This is a genomic window from Streptomyces sp. NPDC048565 (assembly GCF_040650935.1).
Taxonomy (GTDB): Bacteria; Actinomycetota; Actinomycetes; order Streptomycetales; family Streptomycetaceae; genus Streptomyces.
Genome location: NZ_JBEZIH010000018.1, coordinates 139,503 through 157,133, shown reverse-complemented (window position 1 = coordinate 157,133; position 17,631 = coordinate 139,503). Strand labels below are relative to the sequence as shown.

15 protein-coding genes are annotated in these 17,631 nt (G+C 72.8%); 11 read left to right on the top strand and 4 right to left on the bottom strand.

Going from position 1 to position 17,631, the window contains the following annotated elements:
• Positions 1-5 precede the first annotated feature (5 nt).
• Positions 6-1,652, bottom strand: coding sequence for a phosphoglucomutase (alpha-D-glucose-1,6-bisphosphate-dependent) (pgm, locus tag AB0C75_RS22260; RefSeq protein WP_362893410.1), 1,647 nt, complete (start codon positions 1,650-1,652; stop codon positions 6-8).
• Between the two features lie 512 nt (positions 1,653-2,164).
• Here pgm and AB0C75_RS22255 point away from each other — a divergent pair.
• The 9 genes from AB0C75_RS22255 to AB0C75_RS22215 all read left to right on the top strand — a co-directional run bounded on the left by AB0C75_RS22255 (position 2,165) and on the right by AB0C75_RS22215 (position 11,943).
• The gene (locus tag AB0C75_RS22255; protein WP_362893408.1) at positions 2,165-3,340 is read left to right on the top strand and encodes a glycosyltransferase family 4 protein; all 1,176 of its coding nucleotides are present in this window, start codon (positions 2,165-2,167) and stop codon (positions 3,338-3,340) included.
• Complete coding sequence (locus tag AB0C75_RS22250) at positions 3,337-4,827, top strand: sugar transferase (protein ID WP_362893406.1); 1,491 nt, start codon at positions 3,337-3,339, stop codon at positions 4,825-4,827. The genes AB0C75_RS22255 and AB0C75_RS22250 overlap by 4 nt, the downstream gene beginning before the upstream one ends.
• 21 nt (positions 4,828-4,848) lie before the next feature.
• A complete protein-coding gene (locus tag AB0C75_RS22245; protein ID WP_362893443.1) occupies positions 4,849-6,192 on the top strand; it encodes an O-antigen ligase family protein in 1,344 nt (447 codons plus the stop codon).
• Between the two features lie 83 nt (positions 6,193-6,275).
• Entirely contained in the window at positions 6,276-7,811 is a 1,536-nt protein-coding gene (locus AB0C75_RS22240) for a lipid II flippase MurJ (RefSeq protein WP_362893442.1), read from the top strand.
• Positions 7,801-8,571, top strand: coding sequence for a polysaccharide deacetylase family protein (locus tag AB0C75_RS22235; protein ID WP_362893404.1), 771 nt, complete (start codon positions 7,801-7,803; stop codon positions 8,569-8,571). The genes AB0C75_RS22240 and AB0C75_RS22235 overlap by 11 nt, the downstream gene beginning before the upstream one ends.
• Positions 8,568-9,719, top strand: a complete 1,152-nt coding sequence (locus AB0C75_RS22230; RefSeq protein ID WP_362893402.1) for a glycosyltransferase — start codon at positions 8,568-8,570, stop codon at positions 9,717-9,719. Before AB0C75_RS22235 ends, AB0C75_RS22230 begins: the two co-directional genes overlap by 4 nt.
• On the top strand, positions 9,716-10,384 hold the full coding sequence (locus AB0C75_RS22225; RefSeq protein ID WP_362893400.1) for a lipopolysaccharide biosynthesis protein: 669 nt from the start codon (positions 9,716-9,718) through the stop codon (positions 10,382-10,384). Before AB0C75_RS22230 ends, AB0C75_RS22225 begins: the two co-directional genes overlap by 4 nt.
• Positions 10,381-11,547, top strand: coding sequence for a GNAT family N-acetyltransferase (locus tag AB0C75_RS22220; RefSeq protein WP_362893398.1), 1,167 nt, complete (start codon positions 10,381-10,383; stop codon positions 11,545-11,547). The genes AB0C75_RS22225 and AB0C75_RS22220 overlap by 4 nt, the downstream gene beginning before the upstream one ends.
• 111 nt (positions 11,548-11,658) lie before the next feature.
• Positions 11,659-11,943 carry a chaplin gene (locus AB0C75_RS22215; protein WP_362893397.1) on the top strand — a complete coding sequence of 95 codons (285 nt, stop codon included), beginning with the start codon at positions 11,659-11,661 and terminating at the stop codon, positions 11,941-11,943.
• 110 nt (positions 11,944-12,053) lie between these two features.
• On the opposite strand, the gene AB0C75_RS22210 is transcribed toward AB0C75_RS22215, so the two are convergent.
• Positions 12,054-12,911: a tyrosinase family protein gene (locus AB0C75_RS22210; RefSeq protein ID WP_362893395.1), complete on the bottom strand. Its 858-nt coding sequence runs from the start codon at positions 12,909-12,911 to the stop codon at positions 12,054-12,056.
• Between the two features lie 20 nt (positions 12,912-12,931).
• Entirely contained in the window at positions 12,932-13,405 is a 474-nt protein-coding gene (locus AB0C75_RS22205; RefSeq protein ID WP_362893393.1) for a tyrosinase family oxidase copper chaperone, read from the bottom strand.
• Between the two features lie 133 nt (positions 13,406-13,538).
• On the opposite strand from AB0C75_RS22205, the gene AB0C75_RS22200 reads away from it, so the two are divergent.
• The gene (locus AB0C75_RS22200; RefSeq protein WP_362893391.1) at positions 13,539-14,837 is read left to right on the top strand and encodes a cytochrome P450; all 1,299 of its coding nucleotides are present in this window, start codon (positions 13,539-13,541) and stop codon (positions 14,835-14,837) included.
• 108 nt (positions 14,838-14,945) lie between these two features.
• Positions 14,946-16,142 (top strand): glycosyl hydrolase, encoded by a 1,197-nt coding sequence (locus tag AB0C75_RS22195; protein WP_362893389.1) that lies wholly within the window; start codon positions 14,946-14,948, stop codon positions 16,140-16,142.
• 8 nt (positions 16,143-16,150) lie between these two features.
• Here the strand turns inward: AB0C75_RS22195 and AB0C75_RS22190 are convergent, their stop codons facing one another.
• Positions 16,151-17,569, bottom strand: coding sequence for a hypothetical protein (locus tag AB0C75_RS22190; protein ID WP_362893387.1), 1,419 nt, complete (start codon positions 17,567-17,569; stop codon positions 16,151-16,153).
• Between the last annotated feature and the right edge of the window lie 62 nt (positions 17,570-17,631).

The window sequence follows — 17,631 nt, the reverse complement described above, 5'->3', positions numbered from 1 at the left end:
TCCGCTCAGTCCGTGGCGCCCAGTGCGCCGGACACCAGGTCGCGGGCCTCGTCCTGGACCCTGGCCAGGTGTTCGGCCCCCTGGAAACTCTCCGCGTACACCTTGTAGACGTCCTCGGTGCCGGACGGGCGTGCCGCGAACCAGGCGCTGTCCGTGCAGACCTTGAGCCCTCCGAGGGCCGCGCCGTTGCCGGGCGCCTCGGTGAGCACCGCGGTGATCGGCTCACCGGCCAGCGTGTCCGCGGTGACCTGCTCAGGGGAGAGCCTCGCCAGCACCGCCTTCTGCTCACGGGTCGCGGGGGCGTCGATGCGGGCGTAAGCCGGATCTCCGAAGCGTGCGGTGAGTTCGCCGTAGTGCTGGGACGGGGTCGAGCCGGTGACGGCGGTGATCTCCGAGGCGAGCAGGGCGAGCAGGATGCCGTCCTTGTCGGTGGTCCACACGCGGCCGTCGCGGCGCAGGAAGGACGCGCCGGCGGACTCCTCGCCGCCGAATCCCAGGGTGCCGCCGAACAGCCCGTCGACGAACCACTTGAAGCCCACGGGAACCTCCACCAACTGCCGTCCCAGGTCCGCGGCGACCCGGTCGATCATGGAGGAGGAGACGAGGGTCTTGCCGACGCCGGTGCCGGCGGGCCAGTTCTCGCGGTGGGAGAAGAGATAGCGGATGGCCACGGCCAGGTAGTGGTTCGGGTTCATCAGCCCGCCGTCCGGCGTGACGATGCCGTGCCGGTCGGCGTCCGCGTCGTTGCCGGTGGCGATGGTGTAAGCGTCGCGCTGCTCGATCAGCGAGGCCATGGCGTGCGGCGACGAGCAGTCCATCCGGATCTTCCCGTCCCAGTCCAGCGTCATGAAACGCCAGGTGGGATCGGCGAGCGGGTTGACCACCGTGAGATCGAGCCGGTGGCGCTCGGCGATCCGCCCCCAGTAGGCGACCGAGGCCCCGCCGAGCGGGTCGGCACCGATCCGGATCCCGGCGTCGCGTACGGCGTCCAGGTCGAGGACGGCCGGGAGGTCGTCGACGTAACCGGTCAGGAAGTCGTGCCGTCCGGTGGTGTCGGCGGCGAGCGCCCGGGCGTACGGGATCCGCCGGACCTCCTTGAGCCCGCCCTCGATCAGGGCGTTGGCCCGGTCCTGGATCCAGGAGGTGGCGTCCGAGCCGGCCGGGCCGCCGTGCGGCGGGTTGTACTTGAACCCGCCGTCGGCGGGCGGGTTGTGCGAGGGCGTGACGACGACGCCGTCCGCGAGACCGGTCTTACGGTCCCGGTTGTACGTCAGGATGGCGTGCGAGACGGCCGGGGTGGGGGTGTAGCCGTCGTCGCTGTCGATGAGGACCGTGGCGCCGTTCGCGGCGAGTACCTCCACGGCCGTGATCCGGGCGGGTTCGGACAGCGCGTGCGTGTCGGCCCCGAGGAACACCGGCCCGTCGGTGCCCTGCCGGTCCCGGTAGTCGCAGATGGCCTGGGTGGTGGCGGCGATGTGGTCCTCGTTGAACGCCGCCGCGAGCGCCGACCCACGGTGCCCCGACGTGCCGAAGGCCACCCGCTGGTCGGGCTCGGCCGGGTCCGGGTGGACGGTGTAGTAGGCCGTCACCAGCCGAGCCACGTCCACCAGGTCTCCGGACTGCGCCGGCTGACCGGCCCGTTCGTGAACCATCGCTTCTCCTAGCGCCTCTCTCGTGGACCGCCACCGGGCGGACGATCATCACGAGTTGTACCCGATACTGCCTCCTCGGCCGCGATCCGGGTATACGGCCCCGCCCGCGGGGCGCACGGCACGCGGCCGTTCCTTCGTGGCCGGCCGGTTCACACCGGAAAAGGCGGCGGGAGACGGCGGGTCCGGAGAATGCCACGCCGGACAGCCGGAATTGACGGGCTCAACTCGACGGTAATTTCGGCACATTAGCGCCGCGGCACGGCCATCATGGGGCACGGCGGCGCACAACCACGGCCATAGCCGCCTGACACGCCGCAGAATTCGAAGAGCCGGTGGTCGGCGGCCTGGCCGCGGGTAATACATCCGGACACGAGCGCGAGTCATACGTGTTTTCCCACGCAGGTTCTGCCACAGTGCAGTTCGGTTTCACCCACTTGATCTCCGCCGCCATATTCCTTACCGCCGGTGTTCATCCCAGCCGGCTCTTCGGCGCATGTGAAAGAGAGCCGCGCGTGCTGCAGAAGAGTTGCACCGACGAAATCCGACTGACCGTCCTTCATCTCGTCCAGCCGGTGGAGGGCGGAGTCGCACGGGTCGTGACGGATCTCGTCGCGGCGCAGGTCCGTGCGGGGCTGCGGCCCGTCGTGGCCTGCCCGCCGGACGGGCCGCTGGCGGCCGGGGCCTCCACCGCCGGGGCGCGGGTATGCGCCTGGCCGGCGGAGCGCGCTCCCGGCCCCGGGCTGGGCCGGGAGATCCTCACGGCGGGCCGTCTGATCCGTGCGTGCGCTCCCGACCTGGTCCATGCCCACAGCGCCAAGGCGGGGCTCGCGGGGCGGCTGGCCCTGCGCGGCCGGGTCCCGACGGTGTTCCAGCCGCACGCCTGGTCGTTCGACGCCCTGGAGGGCCGGGCCGCGGGAATGGCCACGGCATGGGAGCGGTTCGCGGCACGGTGGAGCGACCGCATCCTCTGCGTCAGCGAGTCCGAGCGTCTGGCGGGGCAGCGCGCGGGCATCACGGCACGCTGGTCGGTCATCCACAACGGCGTCGACCTCGGCCGGTTCCGGCCCGCCCGCGAGGACACAGCGGCGTCGGCCCGTGCCTCGCTCCCGCTGCTCGACGGGGTGCCGGCCGATGCGCCGCTCGTCGTGTGCGTCGGCCGGCTGAGCCGGCAGAAGGGCCAGGACGTGCTGCTGCGAGCCTGGCGCACGGCGGCACCACCCGGTGCCCGGCTGGTCCTGGTCGGCGAGGGGCCGTACGGGGACGAGTTGCGCCGCACCGCGCCCGACGGCGTGCTGTTCACGGGGGCGAGCGCGGATGTGCGGCCCTGGATCCACGCGGCCGACCTGCTGGTCCTGCCGTCGCGCTGGGAGGGGATGGCGCTGGCCCCCCTCGAGGCGATGGCCTGCGGCACACCCGTCCTGCTGACCGACGTCGACGGTGCCAGGGAGAGCCTGCCGCCCGGGCATCTGCCCCACTGCCTGGTGCCCCCCGAGGATCCTGCGGCCCTCGCGGCGGCGCTCACCACACTGCTGGGCGATCCGGCACTGCGGGCGGAGCTGGGCCGCACGGCGCAGCACCGCACCCGGTCGGTCTTCGACGTGACGAAGACCTCCGGAGCGGTCCTGCGCCTCTACGAGGAACTTGTCGGCCAGCCCCGCCCCACGACGAGGAAGCGCACCGAGCGATGACGACGGAGAGTGCACCTGTTCCCCGAGCCGCCCAGGCAACAGCCGTACGGGGTGCGGCTCCCACGGTCGGCCCGCCGCGCGACGGCAGCCAGGACGCTCCGGCCCCACGGGCCGTCGGAGGCCTCGGGCGCCGCCGGGGGCCGGTGGCTCTCATGGTCTCCGACGCACTCGCGCTCGGCCTTGCCGTGGCCCTGGCCGCCCCCGGGCCGTGGCCACCGGTCGTCGCGCTCCTGCAGATGGCCGTCCAGCTGCTCCTGAACTCCTACCGGGGCCTCCACCGGACCGGGCTCTCGCCGTCCGCCCTGGCGGAGCTGCCCTCGCTGGCCGGCCCGGCCGTGCTGCAGTGGTGCGTCTTCGCCGAGGCGATGGCCGCCTACGACCCGCGCCGTGCCGCCGGGTGGGTGGCGCTCGGCTGCGCGGCCGGTCTCCAGATCCTGCTGAGCTGCGGGGGCCGCGCCGTCGTCCACCGGTCCCTGCAGTGGTCGGCCGCCCGTGATCCGCAGTCCACCCTGGTGGTCGGCGAAGGGCCCATCGCCGACCGGGTCGTCGCCGTTCTGCAGGAGCACAAGCGGTACGGGATGCGGCCGGTCGGCCGGGTGGGGGGCTCCGGCCCCGATGCCGACGAGGCCGCGGACGCGCCGACGGGCGAGGCACCGCTGCCCGTCCTGACGTCGGTTCAGGACGCCGGCCGGGCCGTCGTGCAGAACTCCGTGCGGCATGCCGTCTTCACCGTCCCGCCCGGGGCCACGTCCGACGGGCAGGACCTCTTCGCGCTGTTCGCCCGGCACGGCTGCCGGGTGTGGCTGATCACCGACCAGCGGACGGCCGCGGCCTACCCGGCCGCGGACCGGCCCGACCATGTGTGGGGTTTCGCGGCCCACGCGCTGCACGCCGGACCGCACCATCCCGTGGCACACCGGGTGAAGCGGGCCATGGACGCGGTCCTGGCCTCGGTCGCCCTGGTCGTGGCGTCCCCGGTGATGGCCGCCTGCGCGCTCGCGGTGCGGGTGTGCGACGGCCCGGGTGTCATCTTCCGGCAGGAGCGGATCGGCGGGTACGGACGGCCGTTCGTCCTGCTGAAGTTCCGCACCCTGCGCCCGGCCGACGCGCACGAGTCGGCCACCCGGTGGAACGTCTCGGCGGACCGGCGCATGAGCCGTGTCGGCAGGACGCTGCGAAGAACGTCGCTCGATGAGCTGCCGCAGTTGTGGAACGTCGTGCGCGGCGACATGAGCCTGGTCGGACCACGCCCCGAACGCCCCTACTTCGTCCAGCAGTTCAGCCGCACATACCCCGGTTACCGGTCCCGGCACCGGATGCCCGTCGGCATCACGGGACTCGCCCAGGTGCACGGGCTGCGCGGCGACACCTCGATCGAGGACCGGGCCCGATTCGACAACCGTTACATCGAGACCTGGTCGCTGTGGCAGGACATGTGCGTGCTGGCGCGCACGGTCGGCTCGGTGTTCCGGCTCGGAGGCAGCTGAACCGTGACACTCACCGTGACCGTGGCACCCGTCGTGCCGGACGCCCGGGAGAAGGCCGCCCCTCACGGGTGGCGCGGCCGTTGGCCGTTGCTGCCCCTGATCGCGACGGTCCTGCTCCTGGCCGTCCCGGCCCACGACACATCGGCCGGGACCGTGGCCGGTGTGCCGGCGGCCGATCTCCTGTCGGGTGTGGCCGTGCTCGTCTGCGCGGGCCGCCTGTTGTACCTGCGGCGGCGTCCCCTCGCACCGGCCGCTGCCCTCGTGCTGGGCCTGCCGGCCGTGGGCCTCGCCCTGGCCACGGTCACCGCCGCGGATCCGGTGGCGGCCCTGCCGGGGTTCGTGCGGTACCTGCAGATCTTCGTCCTCGTACCGGCCGCCGTCCTGCTCCTGGTCGAGGACGCCACGGGGTTCCGGCTCGTCGCGGGAGCGCTCGTCCTGCTGGCGGTCGTCCAGGGCGTGACGGGAGTCCACCAGTACGTCACCGGCACCGGCGCCTCCTACATGGGCGAGAACATCCGCGCCGTCGGCACCTTCGGCCCCAGCGATGTGATGGGGATGGCCACGGTCGTCGCCTACGGTCTCGTGGTGGCGCTCGCGTACGCGCTGCGCACCCCCGCGGGCACACCGGGCCGGGCGATTCCGTGGGCTCCGGTGACCGCCGCTCTGCTGGTCGTCCCGCTCGCGCTGTCCTTCAGCCGGGGAGCGTGGATCGCGACGGCGGCGGGGGCACTCGCCGTGATCGGCCTGACCGGGCTCCGCAAGGCCGTGCGCGTCCTGGCGGTGCTGGGCGCGGCAGGAGTCGTCCTGGTGGGCGGCTTCGGCGTCGGGTCCGAGATGATCTCGCAGCGGGTCACCAGCATCACGGAGGTGACCAGCGCGCCCGACCGGTCGGTCAACGACCGCTACACCATGTGGGCCGCGGCGGCGGGGATGTGGCGCGAACGGCCGGCGACCGGTGTCGGCCTCAAGGGCTTTCCCGCGCACCGGGACGGGCACGCCTCGATCGGGCTCTCGGCCGGCAGCGACACGGCGGGGGCCGGCCAGGAGTTCCGTAAGCAGCCGCTGCTCTCCCCTCACAACATGTATCTGCTGGTACTCGCCGAGCAGGGGCTCATCGGCCTCACCGCGCTGGTGGGTTCCTGGGCGGCGCTGCTGGTCGGCGGGGTGCGCAGGCTGGTGCGCGCACGGGCCCGCGGGGCGGCGGCCGTCGACTGCGGTCTCGCCGCCGTCGGGCTGATGACCTGGCAGACCGTCGACTTCCTGTACGCGGACATCGGCGGCCCCTCCACCGTCCTGACCGGGATCGTGCTCGGGCTCGCCGCGTGGTGGGCGCTGGCCGGGCCGGAGAGGGCGGCCGACGCGTGAGCGGGACCGTCACGGACCGCGCCCCGAAGGCGCCGGTCGCCGGAACATCCGCGCATGATGCCCGGACCGGGTCGGGACGCTTCCTGGCCAGGGCTGCGGGCGGCGCGGCTGGACTCACCGTGGTCGCGGCCCTGCTGGGGCTCGTCCGGGACCAGGCCGTCGCCCGGCTCTTCGGCGCCAGCCATGCCAGTGACGCCTTCCTGATCGCCTGGACGGTGCCGGAGATGGCGTCCACGCTGCTGATCGAGGACGGCATGGCGCTGCTGCTCGTGCCGGCGTTCAGTCTGGCGCTGACCCGGCGGGCGGCCGGGGGGCATGCCCAGGACCCGGTGCGTGTCCTGGTGGCCGACACCCTGCCCCGGCTGTTCGCCGCGCTGGCCTGCGCGGGAGGCCTGCTGGTCGGGGGCGCGCCCTGGGTCGTCGGCGTCCTGGCTCCGGGGCTCGACGACCCCGGGCTCGCGGTGGACTGCACCCGGCTGACGGCCGTCACGGTGCTCACCTTCGGTGTCACGGGCTACTTCAGCGCGGCATTGCGGGCGCACGGCAGATTCCTGGCACCGGCCGGGGTCTACATCGCGTACAACGTCGGCATCATCGCGATGACGCTGGCGCTGCACAGCTTCTGGGGGGTGCGCGCGGCGGCCGCCGGGGTCGCCGTCGGCAGCCTGCTGATGACCCTGACCCTGCTGCCCACGTATCTGCGGCTGGTGCCCGTCCGGCGTGGGAAGGCGGCGGTACGGGCGCGGGGTTCGCGTTCCGCGCCGCTGGGGGCGATGGTCCTGGCGCCGGTCGTCCTGTTCGTGGTGAGCCGTCAGTCGCAGGTCTTCGTCGAGCGGTTCCTCGCCTCGTCCCTGCCGGCCGGGGCCATCTCCCATCTCAACTACGCGCAGAAGGTCGCGCAGCTGCCGATGGTGCTGTCCATGATGATCTGCACGGTGACGTTCCCCGTCGTCGCGCGGGCCATGGCGGCCGGGGACCGGGAGGGTGCCAGGAAGCGGGTCGAACGTGATCTCGCCCTGGCCGGCACCGTGGTGCTGCTGGGCGCGGCCGTGGTGATGGGCTGCGCGCCCCGGATCGTCGAAGTGCTCTTCCAGCGCGGCGCCTTCGACGCGGCGGACACCGCCGCCACGGCCGGTGCCATGCGCGTCTACACGCTCGGTCTGCTCGGTCACACCCTGGTCGGCGCCCTGTGCCGGCCGTTCTTCTCGGCCGGCCGGCCCACCTGGTACCCGCTGGGGGCGATGGGCGCCGGGCTCCTGGTCACCACCGCCGCAGGGGCGCTCCTGACCGGTCCCTTCGGCGTCGACGGCATCGCCGCGGCCAATGCCCTCGGCATCAGTACGGCCGCGCTGCTGATGCTCCTGGGGCTCGGCTCGCGGGCGGTCGCCGTACGGGCCGGGGCGGTCGCCCTCTCGCTCGCCCGGCCGGTGGCCGCGGCCGCGGTCGCGGCTGTCGCCGGCCGGCTGGTCATCGGGCTGGTGCCGGGGCCGGTGCCGGGTCTCGCGGCCGGCTGTCTTCTCGTACCCACGGCGTTCCTGCTCACCGGGCTCGTGCTCCGGGCCCCCGAAGCAGTTCATCTGCTGGCACTCATCCGACAGAGGTTCCCCGATGGCCGCTGACACCTCTCCGCCCCGCCTCCGGACGCTCCCCCTCCGGTCCCAGGCGTGGATTCTGACCTATCACTCGGTGAACGATCCCACCCAGGATCCGTACGGCATCACCGTCTCCGCCGACCGTCTGGACGAGCAGCTGACCTGGCTGCGGCGGCGGGGACTGTCCGGCGTGGACATCGCGGCGCTGCTGCGGGCGCGGGCCGCGGGGAAGCGGGGGCTGGTCGGGCTCACCTTCGACGACGGGTACGCCGACTTCGTGGACGAGGCGCTCCCCGTGCTGCTCGCCCACGGCGCCACCGCGACGGTGTTCGTCCTGCCCGGCCTGCCCGGCGGCTCCAACGACTGGGATCCGCTCGGTCCGCGAAGACCGCTGCTCACCGAGGAGGGCATCCGTACCGTGGCCGCCGCGGGCATGGAGGTCGGCTCGCACGGGATGTTCCACCGCGATCTGACGGCGCTCGGTGACGACGAACTCCGCCAGGAGACGCACGGCAGCCGGGAGGCCCTGCACCGCATCGTCCGGCAGCTTCCGGCCGGCTTCTGCTACCCGTACGGCACGGTCGACCGGCGGGTGCTGGAGTCCGTACGGCAGGCGGGATACGCCTACGCCTGCGCGCTGGCTCCCGGTGCGCTGTCGGGGCCGCTCGCTCTTTCCCGGACGCATGTCAGCCATGCCGACCGGGGCGCTCGTCTGCGGGCCAAGCAGGTACGCCACCGACTGCGGTACCGAACGGCCGGCGCGGTGTGGCCGGGTGATGCCGGGTGAAGGCGCTGCACGTCATCACCGGCCTCGGCGTCGGCGGGGCCGAGCAGCAGCTGCGGCTGCTCCTGCGCCATCTGCCGGTGCGCTGCGACGTCGTGACGCTCACCAACCCGGGAGTCGTCGCGGACGCGCTGCGCGCGGACGGTGTCCGTGTCAGGAACCTGGGGATGACGAGCAACCGCGACCTCGGCGCCCTGCCCCGGCTGGCCCGCATCATCCGCCGCGGTTCGTACGACCTGGTGCACACGCACCTCTACCGGGCGTGTGTGTACGGACGGATCGCGGCGCGGCTGGCCGGGACCACCGTGGTGTCGACGGAGCACTCGCTGGGGCGCGCGGAGATCGAGGGCCGACCCCTGACCCGCGGCACCCGGGAGCTGTATCTGCGCACCGAGCGGCTCGGGGCGGCGACGGTCGCGGTCTCCGACACCGTCGCGGGCAGGCTGCGCGACTGGGGGGTGCCGGCCGCCCGGATCCACACCGTGCCCAACGGGATCGACGCGGCGGCCTTCCGCTTCGACAGCGCCCGGCGGCACGCCACCCGTGCCCGGCTGGGCATCCCCGAAACGGCCTTCGTGGTGGGGGGTGTGGGCAGGCTGGTGCCCGGCAAGCGCTTCGACCTGCTGATCCGTGCCGTCGCCGACCTCCCCGGCGCCTGGCTCGTCCTGGCCGGGGACGGCCCTGAAGCCCTGGCGCTGCACGCGCTCGCGGCGCGGCTCGGTGTGACCGGCCGGGTCAGGTTCCTCGGCGAGTGCGGCGCTGCGGGCGCCGCTCCCGGCGTCCCCGCGTTGCTCAGTGCCGTCGACACCTTCGTCTCGGCGTCCCGCGAGGAGTCCTTCGGCCTGGCCGCCGTCGAGGCCCTGGCCGCGGGGCTGCCCGTGGTGCACGCGGCCTGTCCCGCCATCGACGATCTTCCGCAGGGCCGGGTGCCGGGCACCACCCGGATCGGATCCGCCGGGGCCGACGCCACGGCCGAGCTGACGGCCGCGCTGCGGCACCACATGGAGAGCGGCGCCCGCAGGCTGCCGCCGCCTCGCGCCGTGGACCACTACGACATCAGGCTCAGCAGCCGTCGCCTCATGGATGTATACGCACAAACCATCAACAGAGCCACCGCCCCCGTCCCCTCGACCGAGAGAGCACCCCTATGACCGAGTCGCCCGAGCAGCAGCCGGCCGTCCACGGCCGGCCGCGCAGGCTCCGCCCCGCGTTCGTACGGCCCCGTTGGTGGCCCCTGCCCGCCGGCGTCCTGCTCGGAGCCGCCTGCGGATTCTCGTACGGCATGCTCGCCACCCCCGAGTACACGGCCACCAGCTACGCCATGGTCACCGCAGCCAAGGGCATCGACCCGGCCGCGGCCGTGGGCTACGCGCAGTCGTACGGCCGTCTCGTCACCAGCGACGCCACCCTCACCTACGCCAGGGGCGCCGCCGGGGAGCCCGTGCGCGAACTGCGCACGCATGTACGGTCCGAGACCTCCCCCGACTCACCCATGATCGCGGTCACCGGTACGTCGGCCGACCGGGGCCGCGCGGCGGACATCGCCAACGCGGTGACCGAGGCGGTGGTCGTCAGCAGCGGGCACGTGGCGAAGGACACCGGCGTGACGCTGGTCAAGTTCTCGCACGCCGTGCCGCCTTCCGACCCCGTGTCCCCCTCCGCACCGCTCGGCACGGCCGTCGGCGCCTGCGCCGGCGGGCTGGTCGGCGGACTGGTCCTGCTCGTCCGCCCGCGCCCGGGGCGCCGGGACGTCACGGCCCAGGTGCCGGGCCCCGCCCACGGTGGCATCACCGGCGAACGGGAGCTCGTCCGATGAACCACGACCGTCATGAGCCGCTCACCGTGACCCTCTGCCGGGACCTGCCGGACTTCAGGGACCTGGCCGGGGAGTGGGACGCGCTGCACCGCCGGTGCCCCACCGCCACGCCGTTCCAGAGCCACGCCTGGCTCCACTCCTGGTGGCTCTCCTACGGGGTCCCCGGCCGGCTCCGGGTCCTGCTGGCACGCCGGGGCGGGCGGCTGATCGGCGCGGCGCCGCTGATGCTCGTGCACCGCCCGATGCCCCTCCTGGTGCCGATGGGCGGCGCGATCTCCGACTTCTTCGACATCCTGGTGGACGGCGAGGACACCCGGGCCGCGGTCATGTCGCTGGAGCGCGGGCTGCACCGGGCGGCCGCGCACACGGTCGTGGACCTGCGGGAGGTCAGGCCGGACGCATCGGCGCACCTGCTCTTCGACGCGTGGCCAGGCGCCAGGAGCAGTCGTACGGACTCGACCTGCATGGAGCTGCCCGCCGAGCCGATCGACGCCCTGATCGGGCGGATGAGCAGCTCGCGTGGCCAGCGGGCCCGGGCCAAGCTGCGCAGGATCGACGCGCTGGGCATCGAGTGCCGCACCGCGCCGGTGCACGGGGTGGCGAGCGCGATCGGCACCCTGCTGCGGCTGCACGAGCTCCAGTGGCTCGGCAGGGGCATCAACCCGGAGCATCTGCGGCCCCGGTTCTGCGCGCATCTGGTGCGCTCCACCCGCCGGATGGTGCGTGACGGCGAGGCCTCCGTCCGGCAGTTCCTGCTCGACGGGGAGGTGGTGGCCGTCGATCTGTCGTACCGCACGGCACGGTTGTCGGGGGGATACCTCTACGGGGCCGCTCCCCTGCTCAGGGAGACGAAGACGGATGTCTCGACGATGCTGCTGCGCGAGATGACCCGGGAGGCCGAGGGGCTGGACCTCGGGGTGCTGAGTCTGCTGCGCGGCTCGGAGTCGCACAAGAACCACTGGAGTCCGGTGCCGGTCGTCAACCGCCGTCTGCTGCTGGCCCGTTCGTCGCTGGAGCCGCTGCTGCGGATGCGCGAGACACAGCTGACCGCCCGGGACCGGGCGGCGCGGACGGTGAAGTCCCGTTTCCCCGCCGCGCGGGACTGGCGTGGGCGGCTCGGCGGGCTTCCGGCGGCCGGGGCCGCACTCATCGGCCGGAGTTGAGCCGTGATGATGAGTTTTGAGCCGATCCGTTACCGTCTGTCGACTTTCGCGTTGTCAGGGCATACCGGCCGCACGTTCGGTGGCCGGATTCGACCCTCTCAAGGAGAACTGATGTCGCGTATCTCGAAGGTGGCCGCCGTCATGGCAGGTACCGGTGCCCTGATCGCCGGCGGCGCCGGCATGGCTGCCGCCGACTCCGGTGCGGAGGCCGTCGCGGCCCAGTCGCCCGGTGTCCTTTCGGGCAACGCCCTCCAGGTGCCCGTCCACATCCCGGTCAACGTGTGCGGCAACACGGTCAACGTGATCGCCCTGCTGAACCCCGCGTTCGGCAACACCTGCGCGAACACGTCGGACAGCCACGACGACGAGGGTGACTACGGCAGCTACGACAACTGACCTCCCCCCGAGGCGCCGTCCGGGCCTCCCCTTGCCGCGTTCCGCGCGGAGAGGGGAGGCCCGGCCCGTTCCCGGCGGGCCCGGCCCGTCGACGGCGGGGCCCGCGCCGCTCAGACGTAGCGGTAGACCCCGCTGTGGCCCATGAGCTGTGAGGGCGCCACGTCCCAGGGCGGCATCGGCTGGTCGAGCGGATAGACACGGCCCCGCTGCGGGTCGTCGGCCGGCAGCGCGCGGGCCGGCAGGTAGCGGGAGCGCGGATGCGCCTTCTGCCAGCGGTCCCACAGCAGGTCGATGAAGGCGTGGTGCAGCCAGAAGGCCGGGTCGTCCGGCGAGGCCGCGCCCGCCATCGACCCGCCGATCCAGTTGTGCACCGTGTTGTGGTTGGCGGTGGCGCGGTTGCGCAGGGCCCAGCCCTCGACCCTGTTCCTGAATCCGGTGGTGCTGGTGCTGTTCCAGGGCGCGGTGTCGTACACGGGGTCCTTCAGCGCGCGGTCCACATCCGCCGCCGAGGGCAGTCTCAGTGGTGCGGACGGCCTGCCGAGGTTGCGCCGCAGGAAGGGGTCGTCGGTGACTCCCGCACGCAGCCGCCAGTTGCCCTGACGGTAGGCGAACGGCCCGGTCATGACCTGCCGGTCGCCCGATCTGCCGTTGCCGCCCAGGAAGTCCTCCGCCCACAGGGACGCGCCCGTCGTGTTGTCCCGCGTCCAGTCCCAGTACGGGATCGATACGCGGGAGTCGACCGCTCGCAGGGCCTGCTCGAACTCCAGGAGGTATCTGCGGTGCCAGGGGAAGAAGGACGGGGTCATATGGGCGGGCCGCGGGCCGGTCTCGGCGTCGGTGACGTAGTACTGCCGGTGCAGGTCCACGAAGTCGTCGTAGCGGCCCGATCGTTTGAGCTCCAGGATCGCGTCGACCAGGCGTTTCTTCTCGGTGCGCGTGAGGTCGCGCTGATTCTTGCGGCTGTACACGCGTGCTCGTCCTTAAGGGCTCAGATGGTGTGCGGGGAGACGGCCGACAGCTGGCTGGTGCCGAGTTCGTCGACCGCGGCGCGGGCCGTCTCGCGGAGTGTGGGGAACGACTCGTAGTGGTTGACGGTGCTGAGGTAGCTCCCGTCGGCGCGCCTCATCACGTGCAGCGTCCTCCCGTCGATGGTGACGTCGGTGCCGTGCTCCGCGGCGGCGGCTCCGGCGTGGCCGGCGTAGGACTGTGCGCCGGCCGGCACCGTCGCCGTGGCCGTGCCCTTGATCTCGCGGCCCTTGTACTGCTCGGAGAACCGCTCGGGCCCGGGGGCGTCATGCTCCGGGGCCGGGCTTCCGGGCTCCGGGGTTCTCATCAGGACAGGGGCGAGCGCGCCGCCGGTGCCGGCGATCACGGTCGCGGTGAAGGCGGTGCGCAGCACAGCGCGGCGGGCCGGCCGCGCGGTGCCGGCCGGCTCCCCGCGTGTGGCGTCGGTCGGATTCATGGTGTCTGTACCTCTCTCTCATCCGCAGGACATCACGCGGGAGCGGGAATTCGGCGGCTCTGTCCGGTCGTGTCGGCCGAGGGGGCGCCGCCCGGCGGGTCAGCATGGCGGTCCGAACTCCCGGAGGTTGCTCATGAACGCACCGACGCAGGTGCCCGTGCCCGGAATGCGGGGAACGGCCGGCGCCGATCTGGCCGATCCCGCGTTCTGGCGGCTCCCACGGTCCGAGCGGCTGGCCGCGTTCGCCCGGCTGCGGGAGCTGGACGCGCCGGTCCGCTTCACCCCGCGGACGGGCTCACGTACGCCGTTCCACGCGTTGGTGAAGCATGCGGACGTACGGGCGGCCAGCAGGCAGCCGCAGTTGTTCGCGAGCGCCCCCGGAGTCACCACTCCTGAGCCCGCGCCCTGGGCGAAGGCGGTGTTCGGCAACTCCATGGTCAACATGGACGGCGCCGAGCACGCGGGGCTGCGCAGGACCATCTCCCGCGCCTTCACACCGAGGCTGCTCACCGCCGCCGAGGAGAACATCGGCGCCGTCGCCCGGCGGCTCGTGGACGAGGCGCTCGCCGAGGGACCGGGGGACTTCATGCGCTCGGCGCCCTCACGCATGCCGTTCGAGGTCATCTGCGACCTCATGGGCATCCCCGGGCGCCATCGCGCCCGTATCGCCGCGCGCATCGACCACGCCTCACGGTACGTCGGGGTGCAGAGGCGTGGCCGCGCCCGGCTCCGGGTCCCCGGTCGCGGCCTGCGCTCGCTGGCCAGGATGCAGCTGGAGATGGCGGGCATCGCCCGTGAGCGGCGCCGTGTCCCGGCGGAGGACATGATCTCGGCGCTCGTCCGCGCGGACGTCGACGGGCAGGCCCTGTCCTCACGCCGGCTCGGGGCGTTCTTCTCACTGCTGCTGGTGGCCGGTGTGGAGACCACCAGGAACGCGATCGCGCACGGGCTGATCCTGCTGACGGCGCATCCGGAGCAGCGGGCCCTGCTGGAGTCCGACTTCGACCGCTACGCGGACGGCGCGGTCGAGGAGATCGTCCGTCACTCGACCCCGATCATCCAGTTCCGCCGGACGGTGTCGGCCGAGTGCTCCCTCGGCGGCCACACCTTTCCGCCCGGGGAGAAGGTCGTGCTCCTCTACGCGTCCGCGAACCGTGACGCGTCCGTCTTCGACGACCCGGATGCCTTCGACATCACCCGGTCGCCCAATCCGCACCTCGGATACGGCGGTGGAGGTCCCCACCACTGTCTGGGGGCCCATCTGGCGAAGCTGGAGATGAAGGCGCTCTTCCGCGAAATGCTCAGCCGTCCTGAAAGCCTCCGTATGTCGGGTGAACCAGGTCTGGTCGATTCGAATTTCGACAACCGCGTCGGCTCGCTTCCTTTCACCTTCGGGGTGGGTCACACGAGTCACCCGAATGGCCCGCTGTGAACCCGCCGAAATCGCGAATGGGCTATCACGGGCGGCCCCACAGCCCATTGTTGAATTCTTCACCATAGGGTCGAGGGTCCGAGACAGGCCGCAATCCAAGGAGGAGCCGTGCCCGTACAGCGCCGCCTCACCAATTTCGGCATCGGGGCGACCGCGCTCTGCCTCCTCGTCGGCGGTGCGCTCTTCGCCGACCGCGACACGTCGGACACCCAGTCCGGCAAGGACACGGCTCAGCAGGCCCGGCAGCCGGACACGACGACGGCCATCGGCGCCTATCTGGACTACGGGCCGAAGGGCGTACAGCGCATGGGGGAGCTGTCGCGCTGGCTCGGCGGCACGGAGCTGCGGGTCGGGCACAGCTATCTGCCGGGTGACCTCTGGGAGAACATCGAGGGCAGCCCCGACTTCCTCGCCTCATGGGCGGCCTGGCGGAAGGCGGCCGCCGACCGGATGTTCGTGCTCAACACACCGATGCTGGAGCGCAACGAGGAACACGTCTCCGACGACGAGGTGCGCGGCCTGCTTCGGCAGGGCGCCGAGGGCCAGTTCGACGAGCACTTCCGCCGGCTGGCCGAGCGCCTGGTGCGGCTGGGTGTCCCGGACACGGTGATCGTCCTCGGCTGGGAGATGAACGGGACGACGTACACACACCGGTGCGGCCCCGATCCCGACGCGTGGAAGGCGTACTGGAAGCGCGTCGTCACCACGATGCGCTCCGTGTCCGGCCAGAAGTTCCGCTTCGACTTCGCACCCAGCAGGGGGCGGGACGCCGTGCCCTGGACGGAGTGCTATCCGGGCGACGACGTCGTGGACATCATCGGCATGGACTCCTACGACCAGCCTCCCGCACCGTCCTTCGACGAGCAGGTGAGCGAACCGTACGGTCTGCGGAAGCAGGCCGACTTCGCGGCCGAGCACGGCAAGCCGGTCTCGTTCCCGGAGTGGGGGCTGTTCCGTAACGGGGACAATCCCGAGTACATGCGCCGCATGCTGGAGTGGATCGAGAAGCAGAAGCCGGTGTACCAGACGATCACGGACTACTGTCCGCACGGAGTGTGGCAGTGCACCGAGAACCCCGAGTCCTCCCGGGTGTTCCGTCAGAAGCTGAGGGGGCTGCCGGACGCGGCCGAGCCGTCGGCGCCCGCCTCCGAGCCCGGCGCGACACCCACGGCGCCGAAGCCCGACAAGTCCACGCCACCGACGCCCGCACGGGAACCGAACGATTCGGGATGGTGCTTCACCGTCCCGCTGAGTCAGTGGTTCGGCCAGTGGCTCGGCGACCGCGAACTCTGCGTACGCCGCTGAGCCGCCGCTCACCACCCGGTCCACAGCAGATGATTGACCAGCAGGGCGACGAGCGCCTGGGCGGTCAGCCAGCGACGCCGGCCCAGGTCCGGGAGCAGTGCGGCCGCCGGCATCAGCCAGACGACGAAGGGCTGCCAGATGCGTTCCGTCTCGGCTTTGCTCATCCCGGACAGGTCGGCGGCGGCGAGGACCAGAAGTGCGGTCAGGGTGAGCACGGCCAGCCGCTGAGCGTCCGTCGCCGTGCCGGAACGCAGTCCGCGCAGGGCGGCGGGGGCGGACACGGCGGCACGGCGCAGCCCCGCGACGGTGGCGAGGCCCACGGCCAGCGTGGCGCAGGCGAGGTTCCCCCAGACCCAGTAGGAGTAGGGGCGGGTCCCGCCCGCGCCCTGGTAGTAGCGCTCGACCAGCAGGTGGTAGCCCTCCCACCAGTTGAAGCCCGCAAGGGTGAAGGCCACGGGTACGACGAGTGCGCCGAGTGCCAGGGGGACGAGCGGGCGCGTCGTACGGGTCAGCAGGAGGACCGCTGCCGGCAGGGCCGCGATGAGCGTCAGACCGTAACTGAGGTAGCAGGTCAGTCCGAACAGCAGTCCGGAGCCCAGTGCGGCGGCTGCCGGGTGCCGGGCCGTGCGGGTCGCGGCGAGGGCCAGCAGCGCCACCGACCACGCGGCGACGCCGGCGAAGTAGCCGTCCGCCGATGTGCCGGTCCAGACGGCGAAGGGGGCGAGCACGAGGAACGGAGCCGCACGCCGGGCGAGATGTTCACCCGTCAGCGCGCGCAGCGCGACCATCACGGCCACGGCGGCCGAGCCGCCGGCCACGATGCACCACATGCCCGCCCAGCCACCGCCCCCGAGCCCGACACGGTCCAGGCCGACGAAGGTGAGCGTGGCGCCCGGCGGGTGCCCGGCGACATGGGCGGGCCAGTTGCCCGGCGGGCCGATCACGATGTGGTCGGTGAAACCGCGCAGGGCGGCGCCGATGTCGTCGAAGCGGTCGATCACACGCAGGTACTCGTGCTTGGTGGTCAGCCGGCGTTCGATCCCCCGGTACCAGCCCTCGATGAGGGCGAGCGAGACGATCCAGGCCACCGAGCCGGCCCAGCAGGTGAGCAGCAGCCGCCGCCAGGGCAGCAGGGCCGCGAGCCGTGGACCGTACGCGACGACCGCCACGGCCACCGCGACGGCGGCCGGAGTGCCGGGACCGACGTGCGGGTCCCAGGAGGCCAGGAGAGGCGGCCAGTGGACCTGCAGGCTGCCGTCGCCCTCCTGGATCACCCATCCGACCGCTATGGCCACGGCGACCAGCAGCGCCCCCGCCACCGCGGCTGCGAGGTCCCCGCGGCGGCCGGCGGGCTCGGTCGGGGCGGGCCGGGCCGGGCCGGCGGGCTCGGCGGTACGGGTCGGGTCGCTGCGTTCCTCGGTCGTCACGCGGGCACGCTACGCACCGGCGGGGCTCCATGGGCGGTACGACGCCGCCACGTCACGGAACC

Excerpts from the sequence above, each read along its gene's own strand:
- pgm (WP_362893410.1), bottom strand. The coding sequence starts at position 1,652 with ATGGTTCACGAACGGGCCGGTCAGCCGGCGCAGTCCGGAGACCTGGTG.
- AB0C75_RS22250 (WP_362893406.1), top strand. The coding sequence starts at position 3,337 with ATGACGACGGAGAGTGCACCTGTTCCCCGAGCCGCCCAGGCAACAGCC.
- AB0C75_RS22235 (WP_362893404.1), top strand. The coding sequence starts at position 7,801 with ATGGCCGCTGACACCTCTCCGCCCCGCCTCCGGACGCTCCCCCTCCGG.
- AB0C75_RS22225 (WP_362893400.1), top strand. The coding sequence starts at position 9,716 with ATGACCGAGTCGCCCGAGCAGCAGCCGGCCGTCCACGGCCGGCCGCGC.
- AB0C75_RS22220 (WP_362893398.1), top strand. The coding sequence starts at position 10,381 with ATGAACCACGACCGTCATGAGCCGCTCACCGTGACCCTCTGCCGGGAC.
- AB0C75_RS22215 (WP_362893397.1), top strand. The coding sequence starts at position 11,659 with ATGTCGCGTATCTCGAAGGTGGCCGCCGTCATGGCAGGTACCGGTGCC.
- AB0C75_RS22205 (WP_362893393.1), bottom strand. The coding sequence starts at position 13,405 with ATGAATCCGACCGACGCCACACGCGGGGAGCCGGCCGGCACCGCGCGG.
- AB0C75_RS22200 (WP_362893391.1), top strand. The coding sequence starts at position 13,539 with ATGAACGCACCGACGCAGGTGCCCGTGCCCGGAATGCGGGGAACGGCC.